Origin of the sequence: Synechococcus sp. PCC 6312, from assembly GCF_000316685.1 — a bacterium.
Lineage (GTDB): Bacteria > Cyanobacteriota > Cyanobacteriia > Thermosynechococcales > Thermosynechococcaceae > Pseudocalidococcus.
Genome location: NC_019680.1, coordinates 2,513,638 through 2,535,201, shown reverse-complemented (window position 1 = coordinate 2,535,201; position 21,564 = coordinate 2,513,638). Strand labels below are relative to the sequence as shown.

At 49.8% G+C, this 21,564-nt stretch carries 21 protein-coding genes; 11 read left to right on the top strand and 10 right to left on the bottom strand.

What is annotated here, in order from left to right; all coding sequences use genetic code 11:
• Positions 1-81 precede the first annotated feature (81 nt).
• Both SYN6312_RS12365 and SYN6312_RS12360 read right to left on the bottom strand, forming a co-directional pair.
• Positions 82-1,311: a bifunctional cobalt-precorrin-7 (C(5))-methyltransferase/cobalt-precorrin-6B (C(15))-methyltransferase gene (locus tag SYN6312_RS12365; RefSeq protein WP_015125226.1), complete on the bottom strand. Its 1,230-nt coding sequence runs from the start codon at positions 1,309-1,311 to the stop codon at positions 82-84.
• A gap of 172 nt (positions 1,312-1,483) precedes the next feature.
• Positions 1,484-3,217, bottom strand: a complete 1,734-nt coding sequence (locus SYN6312_RS12360; RefSeq protein WP_015125225.1) for a ShlB/FhaC/HecB family hemolysin secretion/activation protein — start codon at positions 3,215-3,217, stop codon at positions 1,484-1,486.
• A 498-nt stretch (positions 3,218-3,715) separates the two neighbouring features.
• On the opposite strand from SYN6312_RS12360, the gene SYN6312_RS12355 reads away from it, so the two are divergent.
• Positions 3,716-4,990: a site-2 protease family protein gene (locus SYN6312_RS12355; RefSeq protein WP_015125224.1), complete on the top strand. Its 1,275-nt coding sequence runs from the start codon at positions 3,716-3,718 to the stop codon at positions 4,988-4,990.
• Positions 4,991-5,130: 140 nt separating this feature from the next.
• On the opposite strand, the gene SYN6312_RS12350 is transcribed toward SYN6312_RS12355, so the two are convergent.
• From SYN6312_RS12350 to SYN6312_RS12340, 3 genes are all read right to left on the bottom strand, one after another.
• Positions 5,131-5,787, bottom strand: coding sequence for a Uma2 family endonuclease (locus SYN6312_RS12350; RefSeq protein ID WP_015125223.1), 657 nt, complete (start codon positions 5,785-5,787; stop codon positions 5,131-5,133).
• A gap of 27 nt (positions 5,788-5,814) precedes the next feature.
• Positions 5,815-8,604 carry a preprotein translocase subunit SecA gene (gene secA, locus SYN6312_RS12345; RefSeq protein ID WP_015125222.1) on the bottom strand — a complete coding sequence of 930 codons (2,790 nt, stop codon included), beginning with the start codon at positions 8,602-8,604 and terminating at the stop codon, positions 5,815-5,817.
• A gap of 102 nt (positions 8,605-8,706) precedes the next feature.
• Entirely contained in the window at positions 8,707-8,931 is a 225-nt protein-coding gene (locus SYN6312_RS12340) for a hypothetical protein (protein ID WP_015125221.1), read from the bottom strand.
• 242 nt (positions 8,932-9,173) lie between these two features.
• On the opposite strand from SYN6312_RS12340, the gene SYN6312_RS12335 reads away from it, so the two are divergent.
• From SYN6312_RS12335 to SYN6312_RS12320, 4 genes are all read left to right on the top strand, one after another.
• Entirely contained in the window at positions 9,174-9,635 is a 462-nt protein-coding gene (locus tag SYN6312_RS12335) for a photosystem I reaction center protein subunit XI (RefSeq protein WP_015125220.1), read from the top strand.
• 37 nt (positions 9,636-9,672) lie between these two features.
• Positions 9,673-9,789 (top strand): photosystem I reaction center subunit VIII, encoded by a 117-nt coding sequence (locus tag SYN6312_RS12330; RefSeq protein WP_015125219.1) that lies wholly within the window; start codon positions 9,673-9,675, stop codon positions 9,787-9,789.
• 215 nt (positions 9,790-10,004) lie between these two features.
• Positions 10,005-10,343 (top strand): lipopolysaccharide assembly LapA domain-containing protein, encoded by a 339-nt coding sequence (locus SYN6312_RS12325; protein WP_015125218.1) that lies wholly within the window; start codon positions 10,005-10,007, stop codon positions 10,341-10,343.
• A gap of 36 nt (positions 10,344-10,379) precedes the next feature.
• Positions 10,380-10,883 carry a CYTH domain-containing protein gene (locus SYN6312_RS12320; protein ID WP_015125217.1) on the top strand — a complete coding sequence of 168 codons (504 nt, stop codon included), beginning with the start codon at positions 10,380-10,382 and terminating at the stop codon, positions 10,881-10,883.
• On the opposite strand, the gene SYN6312_RS12315 is transcribed toward SYN6312_RS12320, so the two are convergent.
• The 3 genes from SYN6312_RS12315 to SYN6312_RS12305 all read right to left on the bottom strand — a co-directional run bounded on the left by SYN6312_RS12315 (position 10,872) and on the right by SYN6312_RS12305 (position 13,332).
• On the bottom strand, positions 10,872-11,231 hold the full coding sequence (locus tag SYN6312_RS12315; protein WP_015125216.1) for a hypothetical protein: 360 nt from the start codon (positions 11,229-11,231) through the stop codon (positions 10,872-10,874). The two genes, SYN6312_RS12320 and SYN6312_RS12315, sit on opposite strands and share 12 nt — an antisense overlap.
• A 94-nt stretch (positions 11,232-11,325) precedes the next feature.
• Positions 11,326-11,934 carry a potassium channel family protein gene (locus tag SYN6312_RS18390; RefSeq protein ID WP_172636055.1) on the bottom strand — a complete coding sequence of 203 codons (609 nt, stop codon included), beginning with the start codon at positions 11,932-11,934 and terminating at the stop codon, positions 11,326-11,328.
• A gap of 207 nt (positions 11,935-12,141) precedes the next feature.
• On the bottom strand, positions 12,142-13,332 hold the full coding sequence (locus tag SYN6312_RS12305) for an aldo/keto reductase (RefSeq protein WP_015125214.1): 1,191 nt from the start codon (positions 13,330-13,332) through the stop codon (positions 12,142-12,144).
• A gap of 68 nt (positions 13,333-13,400) precedes the next feature.
• On the opposite strand from SYN6312_RS12305, the gene SYN6312_RS12300 reads away from it, so the two are divergent.
• Together SYN6312_RS12300 and lepB are read left to right on the top strand one after the other, a co-directional pair.
• On the top strand, positions 13,401-14,039 hold the full coding sequence (locus SYN6312_RS12300; protein WP_015125213.1) for an exopolysaccharide biosynthesis protein: 639 nt from the start codon (positions 13,401-13,403) through the stop codon (positions 14,037-14,039).
• 37 nt (positions 14,040-14,076) lie between these two features.
• Complete coding sequence (lepB, locus tag SYN6312_RS12295) at positions 14,077-14,685, top strand: signal peptidase I (protein WP_015125212.1); 609 nt, start codon at positions 14,077-14,079, stop codon at positions 14,683-14,685.
• Positions 14,686-14,930: 245 nt separating this feature from the next.
• Here the strand turns inward: lepB and SYN6312_RS12290 are convergent, their stop codons facing one another.
• Both SYN6312_RS12290 and SYN6312_RS12285 read right to left on the bottom strand, forming a co-directional pair.
• Positions 14,931-15,377, bottom strand: coding sequence for an RrF2 family transcriptional regulator (locus SYN6312_RS12290; RefSeq protein ID WP_015125211.1), 447 nt, complete (start codon positions 15,375-15,377; stop codon positions 14,931-14,933).
• Positions 15,378-15,379: 2 nt separating this feature from the next.
• Entirely contained in the window at positions 15,380-16,945 is a 1,566-nt protein-coding gene (locus SYN6312_RS12285) for a SagB/ThcOx family dehydrogenase (protein ID WP_015125210.1), read from the bottom strand.
• A gap of 297 nt (positions 16,946-17,242) precedes the next feature.
• On the opposite strand from SYN6312_RS12285, the gene SYN6312_RS12280 reads away from it, so the two are divergent.
• From SYN6312_RS12280 to SYN6312_RS12265, 4 genes are all read left to right on the top strand, one after another.
• Positions 17,243-17,779 (top strand): pentapeptide repeat-containing protein, encoded by a 537-nt coding sequence (locus tag SYN6312_RS12280; RefSeq protein WP_015125209.1) that lies wholly within the window; start codon positions 17,243-17,245, stop codon positions 17,777-17,779.
• A 159-nt stretch (positions 17,780-17,938) separates the two neighbouring features.
• Positions 17,939-20,443 (top strand): hypothetical protein, encoded by a 2,505-nt coding sequence (locus SYN6312_RS12275; RefSeq protein WP_015125208.1) that lies wholly within the window; start codon positions 17,939-17,941, stop codon positions 20,441-20,443.
• A gap of 67 nt (positions 20,444-20,510) precedes the next feature.
• Entirely contained in the window at positions 20,511-20,921 is a 411-nt protein-coding gene (locus tag SYN6312_RS12270; protein ID WP_015125207.1) for a hypothetical protein, read from the top strand.
• Positions 20,922-20,923: 2 nt separating this feature from the next.
• Positions 20,924-21,562 carry a histidine phosphatase family protein gene (locus SYN6312_RS12265; RefSeq protein WP_015125206.1) on the top strand — a complete coding sequence of 213 codons (639 nt, stop codon included), beginning with the start codon at positions 20,924-20,926 and terminating at the stop codon, positions 21,560-21,562.
• The last annotated feature ends 2 nt before the right edge of the window (positions 21,563-21,564 follow it).

The following is a 21,564-nucleotide window of genomic DNA, read 5'->3' as shown; positions in this document are numbered from 1 at the left end:
CTAGTTATCGAAAGACTCAAGTATTTTCCACACCCCATTGTGCCTTTAGGTAACAGTTTTTAGGGCAGGCCGATGATTCACTTAGGTTTTAAGCACTTGCCATTGAGTTACTGGAGCTAAGGATCGCCAGGCCAGGTAAGTTCCCAAGGGTTCGGCCCGTTGAATTGCAATTCGCCGCAGGGTGCCCCCCACTTGTTGTTGCCAATGAAAGATCAGTTGCTCGCTGACTACGGTGACGGCATTGACCACTAATCTGCCCCCTGGTTTTAAGGCCTGCCAAGCAGTTTCTAGCATCCCAGCAATGTGAACTCCCCCGCCAATAAAAATCGCATCGGGTTGTGGGAGGTCAACCAAAATCTCTGGGGCAACTCCATGAACAATTTTCAGATTGGGAACTCCCAAGTTGGCCGCATTTTCCGCAATCCGTTGCAGGCGTTGGGGGTGTCGTTCAATGGCAATGGCCTGGCAGCGAGGATGGGCCCGTAACCATTCAATGCCAATCGAGCCACAACCAGCGCCCACATCCCAGAGGAGTTGGCCGGGTAAAGGAGCTAAGGCGGCTAAGGTCATGGCCCGGACTTCTTGTTTGGTCAGTTGGCCATCATGGCGATAAGCCAAATCTGATAAACCAGCTAAACGGGAACGAGGAAAAACTCTTAATTCAGCCGCTTCAGGAGTCCTTTGACAATGGATACCGATGATATTGAGGTTGGCGATTTCCTGTTCTGCCCAGGCCCCTGCTTGGGTTTTAATCACTCTCTCTTGGGGATGCCCGAGATTTTCCAAAATGCATAAGTCGCTGTCCCCATAGCCGCGTTTTGTTAATGTTTGAGCAACCTTGCGAGGAGTATCCCCTGTGGCACTGAGAGCAATGATCTTTGCCCCTGGATACAGGAGAGTATGCAGCAACTCTAAGGGGCGACCACACAAGCTAACCACCTCAACATCCACCCAGGCCCAGCCCAATCGACTACAGGCCAAAGCCAAGGCAGAAACAGCCGGGATAATGGTCATCTCATCAATGGAAAAACGTTCCAGTAATGGCCCACCAATGCCATAAAAAAGCGGATCCCCACTGGCTAAAACACAAACCGATTCGCCGCGCCGGGCCGCAATTTGATCGAGGGTGATCGTAATTGGACTATCCCAGGCCAGCCTCGGCCGCAGATCAGAGTCTGGAAGCATCCCTAAGTGCCGTTGACCGCCAACAATGACCTCCGCCTGATGCAGCAGAAATCGCGCCACCTCCGATAGCCCAGTTAAGCCCTCTGCCCCGACACCAATCACCGATAACCATTTTGCTTCAGACATGATTTCCCCAAGAAGCCTCCCCACCAAAAGCAGACGGAGTATCAGGATCAAACAATATGGCGTTGTTCATTCCGATGTATAGTCATTTCGCTTAGGAATGAAACACAAATATACCTGAAACCATGACAGATGGCAGTTTTGCGTGTTTCATTGGTTTGACTGGCCCCTGAGACTATGGGCGACCAATAATACTGAAGTAAAAGCCATCGGATTGTAGGCTCGATCCCTGGCCGGGCACATTAAAGACTGGCACAGCATAGCCGAACTTAATATCAATGTCTGGAGTTGGTTGATAAATCAGGCCTAAACCAGAGCCTAATAAAACATTATTGGCCACGGCCCCATTGGGGTTACTAGGGTTATTCCAGACAATCCCAAAATCTAGCAAGGGAACAAGCTGCAACATGGGGGCATTATCAGCATTGCGAATAATCGGAAACCGCCCTTCGGTGGAGAATTGAAAGCCGTTATCCCCAGACCGAGCATTGGTGGCATAGCCCCGGACTGAGGTTTCACCGCCAATCACAAACTGGTTGAAGGCTAAAAGGTTATTGGGTGACAATTGCAGGCTGGAGCGGAGAATGACAAAATTATCCTCCCAAAGCTGTTGCACCCGCTGTCCTTGGGCTAACCAACTAAAGAACTTACCGCTGGGAATTGGTCCAGGATTTTCAGTCGCGTCAAAAATTGGCAGCCCAAAGTTAAGCTGTGAGCGCAACACCCAGGCCCCGGAGTTATCCCGATGCACATAATCTTGGGTAAAGTCCACAACGCTGGTGCGACTATAACCATTCGCGTCCGGGCCAATGCCAAAGGGAAAGGGTGTGTCGTTAAACAAAAACGTCTGCCCACTTTGCTGGGTAAAGCCCACGGATAGGGCCAGTTCTTGGCGAATCGAGCGAATAATGGGTTGCCGGAAGTTGACTTGATAGACACTAGAGTTGGAGCGAATCCCCAAATCCTGACCAACGGCTTGGGTAATCCGGCTATCCCCCTGAACGGTGCGGATGGAAAATGTCCCATTAAGGGCATTCACGGGAATACTGTAGCCAAATTCATAGGTATTAGATGCGCCCCAATCAAACTCGCCCAGGTTAACCCCAACGGCATAGGAGCCATAAATCGTATCCCCTACCCCAGAAAGATTCCGATAGGAAAAATTAAGGAACCCGCGTTCGGGGGCGATGGCTGGAGGGGTATTGGTGTCCAGACCCAAAAGACCATTGGGACGGCGGGCCTGGTCAACGCGCACCGCTAAAATACTGGCTCCCTCTGTGGTCCCCGGTTGGAGGCTGGCCGAAACATTCTTAAACAGCGGATCAACCTTGAGTAAGCGTAACTGCTCTTCTAAGGCATTGCTATTGAGGGGAACTCCTGCACCTAACTGAATCCGACTCGTGATGTAAGTTTTCAGTAAGCCCTCGTTACCTGTAACTTTAATTTCCTCAAGCCGACCTTCAATGACCCGAATGGTAACCACCCCACCCGCAATAGTTTGTTCGCCCAAAACGGCCCGTGAAGTGAGATATCCCCCATCCAAGTAGAGTTGGGTAATGGCATCCGCAGCCCCTTGTAACTCTTGTAGGCTGACTGTCCGGTTCAGGAGGGGGGCGGTAATCGGATCAAGCTGGGCTGGGGCAAAAATCGTACTCCCAACCACGTTAATTTTGGCAACTGGAATTTGCGGTTGGCTGGAGAGGGGGGGCGTTGGGGTTGGCGGCGGCGGCGTAACGAGAGGTTCCGCTGGCTGAGTTGGTAAGGGGGGGACAATTGGTAGAGGGGGCTGGATTTGCTGTTGGGTAGGGTTGACTGGGGCCGTTTGGGCTAAAGTGCAGGTTGGGGACAAGAAACTGACGGCCCCACTGATACCTAGTCGTGACATGAGATTGAGTAAATTGTTGCTCATAAATTTAAATGACCCACCACACCCTAGACATTATTGAACTTATTTGAAACTAGAGAACCTGTCTAACAACCTAGATTACACACCAGCGATAGTTTATGAACATAATTAATATCCTGGACAGGAGGGATCACAATCCAGGCCTGGCATTGGGTGAGGGTGATTGCGGCTGAGGTGACTAGATAACTACTTAATCGCAGCCAAGCTCAGAAAAATTCATGAAATTATGGCTGATTTTAGTCCGCAGGGGTGGAGAAAACAAGAGAGAACTCTTTGAGCGGAGATAGCCCTACACAAATGATTTAAAAATTTTAAAAATAGTAGAAAGCTTGAAGGCATAACCTGTTATGGTATTTCCGGGTTGTTTGTGTCTGGTTTTTATCGCGTGAACTTGTCGTGATTCGCTTTGGGTGCAGGATGGCAAGGAGCCGGTCTGAAACGTCGGCCTTTAGACTGGAAGTAGGCGAAGGACATTGATCAGGCGCACGCGTCGGGGTGAGTATGGGTAAAAGCTGGCAAGTAGGGCAGTTATTTGGAATTCCGCTATTTCTGGATAGCTCTTGGTTTTTGGTAGTGGGTCTGTTTACGTTCCTGAATGGCTCAGATTGGCAGCGGGAGTATCCGGCTTGGGGGGCCTGGGCCTGGGCAGCGGGATTTGCGATGGCAATCTTATTGTTCACTTCAGTATTGCTCCATGAGCTTGGCCATAGTTTGGTGGCTCGTTCCCAAGGCATTCAAGTTAACCGGATTACCCTGTTTTTATTTGGGGGGATTGCGGCAATTGAGCGAGAGTCGGCCACACCCGGCCAGGCGTTTCAAGTTGCCATCGCTGGCCCCCTAGTTAGTTTTACCCTAGCAGCAATTTTGTTTGGTTTAAAAGCAGTCTTGCCAATAGATACTCCTGGCCAAGTCTTAGCCAGTAACTTGAGTGGCATTAACTTGGTTTTAGGCATATTTAATCTTTTGCCCGGTTTACCCCTTGATGGTGGCCAAGTGCTCAAGGCGACGGTTTGGAAAGTCACTGGAAATCGCTTTCAAGGTGTCCGCTGGGCGGCTCGATCAGGACAGGTTTTGGGATGGACTGGCATTATCCTGGGGACAGCAAGTTTAGCCTTACTGGGGGTGGGTAATGGTCTGTGGTTGGCCCTTTTAGGCTGGTTTGGGATTCGTAATGCTTCTCTCTATAATCGGATGACCAACATTCAAGAGGCCCTCTTAACTGTAACCGCAGCCCAGGCCCTGTCCCGCGACTTTCGAGTTGTGGAAGCCAGCCTGTCTTTACGGGAATTTGCCGAGCGGTATTTATTATTAGCAGACCAACAACCCACGGCTTATTTTTCGGCTAGTGAGGGACGCTATCGGGGACAAGTCGATCCCAGTCTTCTCAGTCCGATCGAGCGGAGTCAGTGGGATCAATTAACAGTCATGGCCCTAACCACTGCCTTGGATAATGTACCGACCTGCGCTGAATCTAACTCCCTGGCAGAAATTATTGTCCAGTTGGAAACCCAGGCCTGCCGTTATGTGACGGTTCTATCCCCTGCTGGAGCCGTAGCCGGAGTTATTGATCGGGGTGATATTTTCCAGGCCCTGGCTCAATCTCTAAACTGGGTTGTCATGGCTCCAGACTTGAAACAAATCAAGCAAAGTCACCAATATCCCCCCAGCCTGCAACTGCGTCAACTGGCGGAAACTGCCCTGCAAAACCAAGTACCGGCCGATCTAGACGCAAAAGACCCAGCCCCAATTCCAGAGCCACCTCTAACCAAAGTCTAGGGAACAAGAACTATAGCGTTTCTCCTTTAGGGCTAGATAGGAACATAGTTCTTTCTTTGAAGTGTTCTACTCTTTCAGAACAGTCTGGGTAACGCTGTAGCATCAGGTTAGGTTAACTGTGGTGAATCCGCCTACAGGACTCAGCTAATTTGAAACTCTTCCAATAACCACCGACTGATCATCCCGTCATCTTGGGATTGGCTGCGTTGCAAAGCTTGCTTAATCAGGTCTAAGGGCAGGCCTGGTAAGACCAATGAGCTTGTAATTTGCCGACTTCCGCCATCAATAATCTCAAAAGCAATCACTGAAACTGATGTGACATCTATAACCCAATATTCTTTGACATTTAACTGTTCATAAAGGAGGCGTTTTTGTCCTAAATCACTACTCAAGGAAGTTGCCGAAATTTCAATCACTAAATCAGGTGGGCCAAACTCCCTTAAATTAATCGGGCTATTTGTTCTTGTTGGAAATCTTAGATTATCACCCATGTAATAGGCCAAATCTGGCTGACATTCATAGTGACCGATGGCTCGGAAACTACCATTCGTTAATCCTTTACAAGGTATGCCTTTGATTGTGCAGTAGAGACTAACTAGAAGGCCGACAACGGTATTATCTTGGCTATGATTCGATCCGGTTGGCATTGTTTCCATCCTCATCCAGCCGTTGTTGTAGTAAAACTTAAGTTTGTTGGTATCCGGCTCGGTTTGATTCACCAGGCCCATGAATTCAGCCCAAGTTGCTGGCAACCAAACATCCGTAACTAATGGGATTGAGGTAAGGGTATTGGTCATTATGTTTAACCAGATTGCTCTTGAGTTTTAAACAACTTCTGTCGTCACTTCCGTTGTTGTGGCCGGCATTTGGGGCTGGAATTGGAACAGAGAGTAAACCACATTACGGCGGATCATAATCATCATGTCGAGGAAAATCTCATAGCCTTCCCGTTTGTATTCCACCAAGGGGTCTTCTTGACCATAGCCGCGCAGACCCACCGACTCCCGTAGAGCATCCATTTGTTGCAGATGTTCCCGCCAAAGTGTATCAATCTGTTGGAGGATAAAGAACCGCTCGGCCTGGCGCATTAACCCGGCCTGGATTTGATCAATTTCCGCTTCCTTGCGTTCATAGGCCGTGCGGACTTGTTCATGGAGAAACAGTTGCATTTCGGCCACGCTGAGATTAGCCAGATGTTCCGGCTCTAAATCTGCAAGTAAATAGACAAATTCCTGTACTTTACTGACCAAACTGGCTAAGTCCCATTCCTCCGCAGGGAGTTCTGGGTTGACGTAGGCTACGACAATATCATCCATGGTTTTTTCGGCATACTCAAGGACGCGATCCTTCAGATCTTCCCCTTCCAAAACCCGCCGCCGTTCCGCGTAAATCGCCCGCCGTTGGTTGTTCATCACCTCGTCATACTCGAACACCTGTTTGCGGATGTCGTAGTAGTAGGTTTCCACTTTCTTCTGGGCGTTTTCCAAGCTACCGGTCAAGATTCGCGACTCAATGGGCATATCCTCTTCGACCCGGAAGGCATTCATCAACGAGGCCACCCGATCACCGCCAAAAATCCGCAGTAGGTTGTCTTCTAGGCTGAGGAAAAAGCGAGTCGAACCTGGATCCCCTTGTCGTCCGGCCCGCCCCCGTAACTGGTTATCAATCCGGCGGGATTCATGGCGTTCTGTGCCAATGACGTGCAGGCCCCCCAGTTCCACCACCTCTTGATGCTCTCGCCCCGTAAAGGCTTCGTACTCGCGGCGAATTTGATTGTAGGCCTCCCGCAACTTCTGAATGACAGGGTCTTGGGTCGGGGCTTTTTCGGCGGCAACAGCAATCATATCCTCGGCTTGTAACTCCGGTAAACTCCGCTCGCCATATTCCTTGACGGCAAAATCCACAGCAGCACGAATGAGAGCCTCGGCATCTTTGGAGATTTCGGTGGGAAAAATCTCAGTGGAGACTTTCCAGGATTTTTGTTTTACCTCTTGGCCAAAACCTTGTCCACCTTGGCGATGATTCCCCATCAAACTCAGGAGGGACATGGGATCATCACTTTCGGGCATGACAATTCGAGGCATGAAAAATTCCCGCACCTTGAGCCGGGCCATGTATTCGGCATTGCCGCCCAAAATAATGTCCGTCCCCCGCCCAGCCATATTAGTTGAGATGGTTACCGCACCTTTACGACCGGCCTGGGCAATAATTTCTGATTCTCGCTCGACATTTTCCGGTTTGGCGTTTAAGAGGTTGTGGGGAATCCCCTGCTGTTGGAGGAGTACCGAGAGGATTTCGGATTTTTCCACGCTGGTTGTACCCACGAGTACCGGCCGGCCAGCACTATGCATCTCCGCACATTCTTGGGCTACCGCCTGCCACTTGGCCATTTCCGTTTTGTAGACCACATCGGAAATATCCCGGCGACTACTGGTGCGATTGGTCGGGACAACAGTGACTTCGAGTTTATAGATTTTTTCCAGTTCTGCTTCTTCGGTTTTAGCCGTGCCGGTCATCCCCCCCAGTTTGGGATAGAGCAAGAACAGGTTTTGGTAGGTAATGGTGGCTAAGGTTTGGGATTCGTTTTGGATTTCGACTCGCTCTTTCGCCTCAATGGCCTGGTGTAATCCGTCACTCCAGCGCCGGCCTGGCATCACCCGTCCGGTAAACTCGTCCACAATGACAATTTCTTCGCCTCGAATGATATAGTTCACATCTTTAATGAACAGTTCTTTGGCTTTGATGGCGTTGAAAATGTAGTGGGCCCAGGGGTCTTCCGGGTCAAAAAGGTCGTCCACGCCCAAGAGTTTCTCGGCTTCAATAAACCCTTCATCGGTCATCAGGACATTACGGGCCTTTTCATCGACTTCGTAGTGGACTTCTGCATTCAAACTCCGGGCAATCTCAGAGGCTTTCAGATATTTTTCCGTGGGCCGCTCAACTTGACCGGAAATGATTAAGGGGGTGCGGGCTTCGTCAATCAGAACTGAATCAACTTCATCAATGACGCAAAAATGAAACGGCCGCTGGACAACTTCTGCCATGGAGGTGGCCATGTTGTCTCGCAAATAGTCAAAGCCAATCTCGCTGTTAGTGGCATAGGTGATATCGCAGGCATAGCTTTTTTGGCGTTCTTGGGGCGGCATTTGCTGTTGAATCAGTCCCACCGTTAGCCCCAAAAACCGATGGACTTGCCCCATCCATTCCGCATCTCGCCGGGCCAGGTAATCATTGACGGTAATGATGTGAACCCCTTTCCCGGTTAGCGCGTTGAGATAGGCCGGCAGAGTTGAGACGAGGGTTTTGCCTTCCCCGGTTTTCATCTCGGCAATTTGACCATCGTGGAGAATCATGCCGCCAATCAGCTGCACATCAAAGTGACGCAATCCTAAGACCCGACGCGAGGCTTCTCTAACGACAGCAAAGGCTTCGGGTAAGAGATCATCCAGGGTTTCCCCTTTTTCTAGACGTTGCTTAAATTCACCGGTCTTGGCCTGGAGTTCGGCATCACTGAGGGGTTGGATGTCTTCTTCGAGGAGGTTGATGTCACTCACCAAGGGTTGATATTTTTTTAGCTTGCGTTGGTTTGGATCCCCAAAAATTGCTTTCAACATGGCTTAGACATGACAACAATGCGACTCCTTTTAATCCTACAGTGGTTTGCTCTAGGGCGGGGCCTGGATGTTTCTAGGGATGAGTTGATGGGGATGGGCCAGTTAGTCTAGCCAATCTAGATCGGTTTCTGTGGTGGCTGCTAGGGACTTTTGGGGAGTGGGGATGTAGTTAACTAGGGGTTTCCAGCCAATATCTTCAAAACGATAGGGACGAGTCAGGGGGGGAGGTAGGAGGGGGGCTGAGACAGTTGGGCTGGCCTGGGCCGCAGTCAGAAATTCGGCAAGGTTGATGATCTGGCCAGGAGATTTTGGGGAGTGGGGAGACATAGGCAAGCAGGGGCAATGGGGCGCAAGTCAGGAATCTTTAAGGTAATTTTTATTGTCTCTTTTCTGGTCGGGTCGTGGGGGTCTCCAAGGGGGCGAAAGAGGGGCAGTGGAGATTACAAATAATGAAGTTTCTTGAAGAGATGGTATCGAGATCGCCTAGCCTAACCCTAACTTCCCTAGAATATCTCCTTGAGACCTTTGCCCAATTGCAGAGGCTTTGACCGTCTGAGGAAATAATAACTATGGCCGAAGAATTAGTTAAGCCTTATGGGGGGGATCCCTTTGCGGGGCATTTATCCACACCCATTTCGGATTCCAGCTTTACCAAAACGTTTATTGGCAATTTGCCCATCTATCGTCCAGGCCTGTCGCCCATTTTGCGCGGTTTGGAAGTGGGAATGGCGCACGGTTATTTCTTAATTGGCCCTTGGGTAAAACTTGGCCCCTTACGGGATTCGGATGTAGCCAATTTAGGCGGTTTGATCTCTGGCATTGCCTTGATCCTTCTGGCAACGGCTTGTATGGCGGCCTATGGCCTGGCTTCGTTTCAAAAACCATCCTCCGATGCTCTGAAATCCAGTGAAGGGTGGAGTCAGTTAACTGCTGGCTTTTTTGTTGGCGCAATGGGCGGTGCCTTCGTTGCCTTTTTCTTGTTGGAAAACTTCTCGGTCGTTGACGGGATCATGACGGGATTCTTCAACTAGTTTACTGTTTATTCACAAAAGATAAGGAGATTAACCCATGAGTGGTGATTACGCGGCTTCGTTTTTACCTTGGATTTTTATTCCAGTTGTCTGCTGGTTAATGCCCGTAGTTGTGATGGGGTTGTTGTTTCTTTATATTGAGCAGGATGCCTAGGTTTAACCGGGTTTTAATCCTGAATCTTGGATGATTGGCTTAGTCCTAAGGAATCTGGATAAAGCCGATTTGTTAGAGTTTTGTTTATTGATCCCTTGCCTGTTGTTGGGTGAGGGATTTTCTGTTTTTTTGGGGTGGAAAATTTTTCTGGGTTAGGCTGTAGGAATAGGGACTAATTAGTGTAGATTAGAATGGGCAAGAACTAGGAGGAATCCATGCGCCAAGTTAACTTCTTCATGATTTTTGTCATTGCCTTGGCATTGGTTTTATTTAGTATTCAAAATACCCAACCCGTGTCTATCAAGTTGGTAGAAGGCATTAGTATCCAGGCCCCCTTGTGCATTGAGTTGATTGTTGCAGTTGGTTTTGGGGCAGTGATGGCCTGGGTGTTTAGTGTTTGGACACAGGTACAGCGGATTATTACAGTTCGCCGAGAAATGGGAAATCGAGAAGAGCAGATTGCCAACCTAGAGGAAGATCTGGAGCGGTATAAGGCGGCATTAGAAGAACAACGGCTATTACCCAGTACAACGTCTGCTTCTCTGGAGAGCTAATCCTTTCCTATTAGTCCATTGCATTTAGGTTCAGGTATGGGGCTAGAGATTGAACGGAAATTTTTAGTCCAAGGTCAGGCCTGGCGCAAGATAGCAGAAACAGGTGTGTCCTATGCTCAGGGATATTTGACGCGGGAAGTGGGGCGGTCTGTGCGGGTACGGGTGGCTGGAGATCAGGGCTTTTTAACGATCAAATCCGCAACAACAGGGATTAGTCGGCGGGAGTATGAGTATCAGATTCCGGTGGATGAGGCCTGGGAATTACTCAAGCATCTTTGTTATCAGCCCTTGATTAAGAAAACCCGTTATCGGATTGAACAGGCCCCTTTGGTGTGGGAAGTGGATGAGTTTTGGGGTGAAAACCAAGGCCTGATCCTAGCAGAAGTCGAATTAAGCCATCCAGAGCAAGCGTTGGTAATTCCAGATTGGATTGGCCGGGAAGTGAGTCAGGATCATCGCTACTTTAATGCTTACCTTAATCAGCATCCCTACCAGGAGTGGGCATCTCACAGGATCGACGTTAATCCATTAACTGACTAAAGAAACTTCTGACGGGTTTTGGGGTGGGGAAAGACGCTCAATCCTGTGGACACTACCATTAGAGACTAAGTAGCTCAGAACTTGCTCGGCAGTCATTAATCGTTTGAGGACAACCTGGCCAATTCCCTGTTGCCCAGAATGATGGATAAGATTGGGGCCGGGCTTAACTTCCACCATCAAAACTGCGTCCTCAACTTGGTACAGGCAAAGACGTTCTTCTTGCTCAAGGACAACTAAGGTCGTTTGCTCAATAATCGGTTCTCGTCTCCAGACTGCTAGACTCCAAATACCCCCAGGTTCCCAAACCCGGCCGACTTCCCAGCCTTCAGATAAGAAAAAATACTTCATTGCTGGCCTTTGCCGAATTGCATCATGACCGAGTTCTCTCAACGGTATTGTATAGCATGATTGGGAATGAAGAATTTAAGTTTTGGTGGCTGGCTTAGGGGCGCCCTGCGGGCCGGGAATTTAGAAATTGACTAATTAAGCAGGAAATAATAATCGCTGGATACATTTGCCCTGTTAATGCCTCAAGAATGGATAAGGCCATAGTGACCCCACTGGCAGGCGTAACATCCCCATACCCCACCGTTGTTAGCGTGACAAAACTGAAATATCCAAGTTCCCAGGAAATATCTACCCCTTTACTCAAGTTAAAACTGCTACTATCCAGGTTGTAAAGCATCCGATAGGCAAATGACCAGCTAAATCCCAGCAGTAAATAGACACTGACCCCGCCTAAAATTGAGTCTCTCGTTACAGATTGCTGCGAAAATATTTTCTTGAGAATGACTTGAATGACCATGAAGCTAAAGGTTAAATGAACTACTCCTGTCAATAAGTCAATCACGATGCCAATAGCTTGTTGAACATTGTTAGAAAAATAGTCCAATAGTTCTAAGGCAAAGATAGCTAAACTGACGACTAAGTAAGTATAAAATCTTGATCGCCGAGCTCGTAAAATCTGCAAGATCAGCACAATTACCAATGTTTCTAAACTGAAGGAAACTAATGATGTCCAATGCGCTGAAAAAAGGGTGGGAATCAGCATGAGAGAAACTAGCCCAATTAGTAGTCTTGCATATTGATTTTCCCAAAATGGATCACTATCACTAGGTTGAGGCGCAATCATACAAGACTCCCAGGTATAACGCTACATGGCAGAAAGACGAACAATTCAGCCTAGACTATTCAAGATGAGCCGGGATTCAGTTAACCGATAATTTTCGCACTGTTCTGGATCTAACAATACGTTCCTTTAACTTTGGGATAAGCGTTTTTGGGCCGCCCCGCCCAGGAGTTGATGGGTTTCTAGGAGTAACTGAGGAATGATGGCTTGATGGGGACTGTTCTGGAGGCATTGTTGGAGTTGCTGAAGATTGCGCCTGTCTAGGTCTTTGGCTTGTTCACCCGGAAACCAATGACTACCATTCCCCAGCAGGTTGTAGCGCATCTGGGCATAATCCACCAGTCCCCAGGCCAATGCCAGGTTCCGCAACCAGAGGATCATCTGAATATTAATTTGTCCAGGAGTCTTTCTATAGTTTGGTAGGCCTTGTGCCCAGGTATCACACCAGTCTTGGCCAAGGGTATCAATCAGGGCCTGGTTTAAGCGGTTGAGGATGGGTGGTAACAGTTCATCGGCCTGGGGCAACAACTCTAAAGCTTGCAAATGTTCCGGAAAATCTTCTGGCCGGGCAGCACCGATACTCAGGGTATGGACTTCGGGATGACTCAGACAAAACAGATCATTAAAGACCATGGGACTTAGGGGTTGGCAAAGCTCCACAAGGCGGGCGGGTGGTTGATTCAGCATTCCCCCTTTGTTGGTTGGGCTGATAATAAAGACCCCCATATCCTGTTTTTGGGCTGCGAGAATGGCGGGCCAGTTGGTCTGATTAATGTAGTACCAGTGGAGGTTAATGTAGTCAAATTGGCCGGATTCAACGGCTGACAGAATCAGATCTAGGGGGCCGTGGGTCGAAAAACCAATAAACCGCACCCGTCCTTGGGCTTGAAACTCGCGCGCCACATCCAAACAGCCCCCAGGCCGGAGGGTTTGCTCCAATAATTCGGCGTTATTGATCCCATGAATCCCCAACAGATCCACATAGTCTAAGTTCAGGTTGCCAAGGGACTGCTCAAGGGTTTGCCGAAATTCACTGGGGTTGGGACAAGGGGAGACTTTGGTCTGGACAATCAATTTCTTGCGGGGAATATTGGGGAGGATTTGCCCAAGTTGGAGTTCGGATGTTCCATAACCCCGCGCGGTTTCAATGTGGTTAATGCCCAAATCGAGGGCCTGGTGAATGGTCGCTTCTAGATTATTTTGATTATCTGTAGGAATCTCTGTCAGGGGTGCATCTTGCCATTTGTATTGATAACGCATTCCCCCACAGGAAAAAACAGGCATAGCTAAGTTGGTGCGGCCAAAACGGCGGTACAGCATGACAAACTCCGATTAATCCACTGACAGGCCTGGTAAGCTAAACATCGCGCTTAATTTCTGTCCCCACCATGGCCAAACTCTCCCAAGACCTGCATCGTTATTTTATCGAGTCTCCTCCCCCGGAGATGGAAACCGTCAGCCTAGCCGCCCTTCTTGACCAGGCCGGAGAACGCATCTTTGGTTTTTTATTGGTGATTCTCTCCCTCCCCTCGGCATTGCCAATTCCGGCCCCTGGTTATTCAACCCCCTTTGGAGTGGCCCTATTTTTACTCGCACTGCAACTGATTGCCGGGAAAACGACACCGTGGCTTCCCAATAAAATCATGCACTACCAAATTCCCTTGCCCCAGGCCCAAGGAGTGATTAAAGCGGGGATTCCTTGGCTGAAGCGGATTGAAGCTATTTCCCGGCCGCGCCTATTACCCATCTGTACCAGTACGCCAGGCCGGGTGATTTTGGGGATGGCGATTGCGTTGATGGCCATTTCCATGATGATTCCCATTCCTGGCACGAATACCCTACCCGCGATGGGCATTTTTGTCGTTGGCTTCGGCTTACTGGATGATGATGGGGTCATTTGCTTGGGGGGCCTGGTGCTTTGTCTGATGGGCGCTATCTTATCCACCTCAATCATTGCCGCTTTGGTTTGGGGCGGGACAAGCCTTTATGACACACTCAAAGAAGGCTTAAAAAGCTTATTCCAGTGATCATTTGACATTTAAATTGCCCCTCCTCCTATTGCCCATGACTTCTCACAACTCCTCTTCTCTCTGGCCACGGCTCTGGCAGGCCCAAAAAGGAAATTTGCTTTTGATTTTGATTGCTTTGGGGTTAGCCCTACTCTTACGGTTTTGGGTCGCAGAGTCCCGTTATATTCCTTCTGAGTCTATGGAACCGACCCTCTGGCCTGGAGATCGAATTGTGGTCGAGAAGATTTCCTACTATCAGCGTTCTCCCAAAGCTGGTGATATTGTCGTATTTCAGCCACCGCCCTACCTCCAAGCCTTTGGCTATAAACCCGATCAAGCCTTTATTAAGCGAGTGATTGGCCTGCCTGGACAAGTTGTACAAGTTCATCAAGGCAGGGTTTATGTGGATGGCTTACCTTTACCTGAGCCGTATATTGCTGAACCACCCAACTATGAACTTCCGCCAGTGCGAGTGCCTGAGCATAGCTTGTTTGTCATGGGGGATAACCGCAATAACAGTAATGATTCCCATGTTTGGGGGTTTCTTCCAGAAAATTCCCTATTGGGGCGGGCTGCTTTTTGTTACTGGCCACTAGAGCATTGGGGGCCAATTCAATCCACAATTGAGGCTAGGCTAGAAACCTTCCCAGGTGATAGCGGGTGACTGTGAACATCCTCCAAACTCATCCCAGGATGGAAGTTCCAGCATTACAAAGGCTGTTCTGAAATGATCAAAATTTCTTTTTGTCCTACCCTACAGTGCTAATAGTTGTGCTCTGGATCATGGCTCAACTGGGGTGATTTTTGCCCAAGCTGGGATACTCAAATCGGCGACTCATCTTGGCGCGTTGGGGTTGGCTTGAAGTCAATGTACTGATTGAAATTGAAAATGCTGGGGTCACTCAAACCTTAAACCACAAAACTGGCACTTTCCCCTTGGGCCGCTTGCCAACTGCGGGCATCGTAATATAAATCTTCAAGGGAAATATTAAACAGGGCATCCCTTAACTTTTGATGGAGGCGTTTCCAAAGGCTAACGGTGACCCAATCGGCAGCGGCTAAATCTGGGGGAGTATCGTCTAAGAATAAGGGCTGGCTCGATTCACCCACGGCCTGGAGGATTTGCCCCAGAGAAATCTGACCCGGAGCTTGAGCCAATTGATAGCCACCTTGGGAACCCCTTAGGGAATTAACTAACCCTGCTCGCCGCATTTCAATGAGGAGTTTTTCTAAATAGGGGGCCGGTAAATCCTGGCGTTGGGCAATATCCCGCACCGAAGCGGGGCCGTAGTTGGGTTGCAAACTGAGATCCAGTAAGGCTTTAACGCTGTAATGGCCACGGGTGGTTAACTTCATGGCTAGGCCGGCACTCCCAAAGTGGTTAAATACAACACCGCATCATCCACGGGTATCCCCAGAACTTCATTCACCTGATCATCAAAAAATCCGGCAATGCCACTGGCACCCAAATTTAACTGCATGGCGGCTAAGTTGAGGCGTTGGCCCAAATGTCCGGCATCCATATGCAAGTAGCGATAGGCCCGTTCTCCCAATTCTGTAATCGCTGCTTCTAAATTCGCCGTTTGAAAGACCACCGCCGCTGCATCCCGCCCCAATTCCTGGCCCAAGCTGAGGTGATGAAGTTCGGTGCGGAAATTCTTAAATCGGATTTGGCGGAGTTCCTTGGCCTGGGGCGCGTAATAGTAACAGCCCGCCTCAAGACCTTTCACCTCAGAGACGGCGACAAAGGTTTTAATCAAGTTCAAACAGAAATAATCCGGGGTCTCATCCAGGCCTTGGGGTTGATAATGTTCGGGGTGATAGGCGAAATCCAAAATTTGGGCCAGTTGGGCCTGGGTGATACTGCCGCCCGAATAGACTCGAGTTGAACGCCGCCGTAAAATAGTGTTTTCCAGGCCAGTGCAATTTTGTTGCCAGTTGATTGGCTCTACCCCTAAGTGAACGCGAGTTAAGCCGGGAAAATCATATAAATCTGGGGTGGGTTCCGGCTCTGGCTCAGGTTCCGGTTCTGGGGGCGGCATGATCGCTACACCCGTACATAAATCTAAAACCACACCATCGGGGTCGGCCTGGGGCTTGGGGATATAGGTTAAGTCGGTTGCCGTAATTTGACTGGCCTGGTGACATTCATGAAGCAAATCCCCATCAGCAATTTTGGGAATCGTGGGACAGATGGGGGACGGGAGCACCGTGGGTAAGTGGGGCAGATTTTCGGAAACTTTGAGCAGATCCGCCAAACCAATCACAACGAGGACAGCCTCTTGATCGCTATCTAAGTAAAGCAAATCATTCAAGGCCGAGTCCACAAACCCCCCTAGCAAATGGGCCCGGAAATCATTCAAGTTGGCAGCTAGTTCAATGTTGCCCAGCAAATGACCCGAATCCAGGCCAATCCGCCGATAAGCCCGATCCTCATAGCGCCAGGCCGAGCGATAGAACACCGCCGTCAGCACTACCGCCAACGTGACATGATCTAAAACCGGATGCCAAAAACAGGCCGATTGCAACGCCGACCAGACATTACTTTCCCAGAAGTGAATCAAACCGTGGGGGCGGGCCTGGTAGTTATAAAGTCCAGCGGGTAAGCAACTATCTTGACGGGCAATCAGATACAGTTCAGCCGGATAGAGTCCACCTGCCGAGGGGGCCGCCCGTAAATAGTAGGGGTCTCCAGGGGTGGCAACGGCGGCGGTAATGCCATAACTCAGATAGAAAAAGCGGGATAAACGCTCACCTAGGTTGGGATCTAAATCTGCGGGTAGCTGCTTCAGGTTAATCAGATGCCCAAATTTGTAGTCCTTATAGGGAATAGGCTGCTGACTAAAATCTAAGGCTTTGCCCCGTTGCCGAATAGTGACCGGATCGTATTTGGTGCGCTCGTGATAGTGCTGGGCCAGAGACATAGGGCAAGGAGGGACGGAGAAACTGATTTCATTGTGCCGTGATTTTGACCCCGGCCTGGAGCTTGGCAGGGCTTAAGAAAAGATTAAGCAAGATTAAGTTTTGTATGTCGGCCCCTTACATTCAAAGAACGTAACTAAGCACAAATACTTAGCCATTGTTGAGGGGTTTATTCTGACCAGCCTGATAGTCATTTCGCTGAGGAATGAAACACAAAGATACTTGAAACCATCACGGGTGGTCGTTTTGAATGCCTCAGTTTTGGCAGAAATGACGATAGCTTGACTCAGAAGCAGACTATGACCAGCTTAAATCGTGAGGAATTCATTCAAGCCTATCTGGCCGGAGAGCGTAATTTTTGCGGCGCGAATCTGTCCAAATTAGACTATTTTGAGGCTTTGCTGGCGGATGTCAATTTAACTGCGGCTAATCTTTCCCAGGCCTACCTCCCTTACGCCCAACTCCAACGCGCCATTTTAATTAAAGCCAATTTTACGGAGGCGGAACTAGGGGATACCCAACTCTACCAGGCCAACTTAACAGCGGCAAACTTAGCTGGGGCCAATCTTTCTCGGGCTAACCTTCGGGCGGCAAACCTACAGGGGGCAAATCTACAGGGGGCCGATCTAACGCGAGCCGATCTGCGGGGGGCGAACTTGGCGGGGGCTGATTTACGAGATGCTATTTTAAGCCGGGCCAACTTAGACGCAGCGGTACTAGATCAGGCCCAACTCCAAGGCACAAATCTGTTTCAAAGTATGGGTCTAGAGAGCAAGGGAATCATTTATGACTTTCGCACCAAGTTTCCCGATGGACATCATCAACATTTTGGCTGATTCCAGAACTTGTAAAAAGGAAAAGCTCTCAAAGCTCTACAGAAATAAGCCTAGAGAAAATAAAAAATAATGGCTAAACGGCTTTGTGATAGTTTGGTCATGCCATACTCCCCTGAGTTGTGGTTGTAACTGCTTTTCCTCTACTAGGCCCTGCATCCCTTGTCTAAATTCCTAACTCGTTCAATTCCTCGATGGCGTGATCCGCTGATTTTAGTCATGCTCTGGCTGGGGGCAACGATCTTTGATCGCCTCTGGTTGCAGTTGGACCATTCCGTGCCGGCCTGGGATCAGGGGGATCATCTCAGTCGAGCCTTGGACTATTGGCGGGCCTTTTGGCAACCCAACCTGTTTTCAGGCGAATGGTGGGCCAGTCTGTGGCGATTATCCCCCAGTTATCGAGCTCCCCTAGTCTATTTAGCAACAGTGCCCTTTCTGACTTTCTGGGGAACTGGGGTGGATGTGGCCATTGCGGTTAATTTATTATTCACGGCGATTTTACTGGTTGCCACCTATGGCCTGGGGCGACTGCTGTTTGAGAGTGCCGGACGAGCTACAGGTCTATGGGCCGCCGGATTTTCGTTGTGGATGCCTTTTTTGATCCAGTTGCGTTTGGACTATCTGCTGGACTATGGCCTGGTGGCGATGGTGACGCTGACGTTTTGGGGTCTGACGGCCTGGCGCTGGTCGCTACTGCACAAAAGGAGCACGGGTTGGAGTTGGCTCTGGGCTGGATTAACGGGCGGTGGCCTGGGGCTAACCATTCTGACAAAACCAACCGCCATTCTATTCTTTGCTGTGCCTTTGGCCTGGATGTTGATCGAAATCAGCAAAGCTAAATCCTGGGGCCGCTGGGGACAATTCCTCTGCCTGGGCCTGGTGGCCTTATGGACGGCTGGTTTTTGGTTCCAGGCCAACTGGCTGACCATTCTGACTTCTACGGATCGCTCCAATCGCAACTGGCAACCAGAGGGGGTAATTCCAGGGGATGTTGGGTCAAACTGGAGCTACTACCTGCGTCAACTACCCGATCTCGTCACTGGGCCAGTTCTCTGGTTATCTCTGGGGAGTTTTTTACTCTGGTTAGGCTATACCCTCTGGCGGGGTAATATTCGGATCAATCCGCAGCCCTGGCAAAGTGGAGCTTGGTTACTGATTTTCCTTTTGGGAACCTATGTCTTATTCTCAATTCCCCAAAACAAGGATCCGCGCCATATTGTCCCGATTGTGCCGATTCTTTTAGTGCTCTTAAGTCGGGGGTTTACGGTTTGGTCTAGGGCCTGGGCCGGAATTTTACCAACTCTGGCCGCCGCGCTCACCCTTGCCTGGGCCTTGGGTAATTGGTTTCCGATCCCCCTATTGAGTCAGTGGAGTGGCCGTCATTTACCCAGCCCCGGCCCCGCTTATCCCCTGGCGGAAGTGACGCAAACCATCGCCCAGGCCCAGCCCTATTTACGCTCAACCCTGGCGGTGATTCCCAATACGGCCACCGTGAACCCGATGAATTTGAACTATTACGGGCAGGTGGAGGATTTTCGTGTCTTTGCTCGGGAAGTGGGATTCCAACCGGAAGGGGTTGCCAAGGACCTGGATGATTTCCCCTGGTTCATCATCAAAACTGGGGTTCAGGGCGTGGATCATAATTTTGCCCCTGGAAAAGCGGCCCTTGCTCAACGGATTCCAACGAGTCCAAATTTACGCCTGGCCCAGGCCTGGAATTTAGCCGATGGCAGTGAACTTAAACTTTACCAACAACAGTCCCCCCAAATTGAAGTTGCACCCCAGGCCAGCCAAAGCCCCCAAATTAGACTGCAAGAGGTGAAAGTCCCCACTGCTGTTAATCCCCAACAGGCCATTCCCGTCACCTATCAAGTTTGTGGCCCTTGGGATGCCTTAGAGCAGGGAGTCTTGATTCTCACCTGGCAAAATGCTCTACGAACGAGCAAGGCTCTACAACACCAGGCCTGGGTGCATGATCATGGCATTGGCCTGGGAAATCTGGATCGAGGCCGGAGCCTAAGTCAATCTGCTGCAAGGGAGAATTTTTGTGTATTGGAGCGGTTGGTGATGCCCTTACCCACTGGACTCGCCCCAGGCCCCTATGGTTTAACCGCTGCCTATGTGAATCGGGTTTCCCAAGAGAGTTATCCCCTGGCCACCACCGCCCAAATGACCTTAGATGATAAAATTCCCCTCTCCCCGACAACCACCCCGGATTTACTCAGCCAATTTCGGCAACTGATTCCGGCTCTCCGTAGCGGCCAACTGGATCCTGTGTTTAACAATCTCAACCGGATGAACCAGGCCGACCCCACCCAAGATTACTATCAACAACTGGCCACGGCCGCTCAATTTCGCCTCCAAACCGACCCCGATAATCTGGAGCAACTTTATACGCTGTTATTAACCCAGGTTCTCCAACGCCAGGCCCCTGCCGCCACTCAAACCGCCCAACGCATTACCCAACTGGATCCCAAAAATCCCTATGCCTGGGCCTATTTAGCCGTGGTTTATCTTTACCAATGGCATGGAGGACAAGCCCAAGCCGCCCTCGACCAAGTTGCCCGCTTAAATCCCAATCTTACCGAATTGAAAACTCTCAATATTGTCGCCGCTATTATGCAGTTAAACTTAGTCCAGGCCTGGAGCCTCCTGAGCAATTCTTAAACCCCCGAATATTTGCCCTGATCCCAAACCCCAGCTTAAAGTTAAAAACAACTCTCGAAACACCACCATGTCTGCTCCCATTGTTTATCCCTCACAATCTCCAAACTTTCCCAGCCCCCAAATGATCCAAGCGAACTTAAAGCAATTCCAACAGGAGGTGGCCGACTTCAAACGGGGAGTCCAACAGTTTCAAGCCGATGTCCAACAACTCCAGGCCGAGATTCAGCAAGAAATGGCCGACATCCGCTGTCATATTGCCCCCATCCGGCATTTAGCCCCACCCACCCACCCAAGCGCGACCCGAATCAACCTAGTTCATCAAGCCGCCTTAACCCAATTTTTAGAACGGGGCAGTAAGCTATGGTACTGGACAAGTCATGGCCTGATCATGGTAGGCACCTTTGTGATCGGAAACGCCATCTTGCATCCCTTTGAGCCTTGGCTACGGGCCTGGATCCATCATCTCCTCGGACGTTAATCATGCCCCTAAAACTCTATTTTCTTCGCCACGGTCAAACCCCCTACAGTCGCGCCAATGCCTTTTGTGGAGCCTTAGACCCAGATTTGACTCCAGAGGGAACGGCCATGGCCCAAGCCTTTGCTGAGGGTTACAAAAATTTGGCCTGGACAGCCGCCTATGTCAGTCCGATGAAACGTACCCAGGCCACCGCTGCGCCCTTATGTCAGGCCTTGGGATTAACGATGGAGTTACGGGATGGCCTGAAGGAAATTCACTATGGCCAATGGGAAGGCCTGAATCCCCAAGAGGTGAATCTCAAGTTTCATGATGATTATGTCAGTTGGTTAGCGGATCCCGGTTGGCACGCACCGACTCAAGGAGAACGGGGGGTTGATATTGCCTATCGGAGTAACCAAGTCCTGACGGAAATTGAACAAACCCATGTCAGCGGCAACATTTTGATTGTGTCCCATAAAGCCACGATTCGGATTATGATTTGTGGGCTTTTAGGTATTGATGTGGGGCGATTTCGGGATCGGATTGCGGCACCAGTGGCCTCAGTGGCAGTGGTTGAGTATGGAGATCATGGGCCATTACTGTTAGCCTTGGGCGAGCGTTCCCATTTAAGTCCAGAATTGCGCCAACTACCCGGAACTTAATC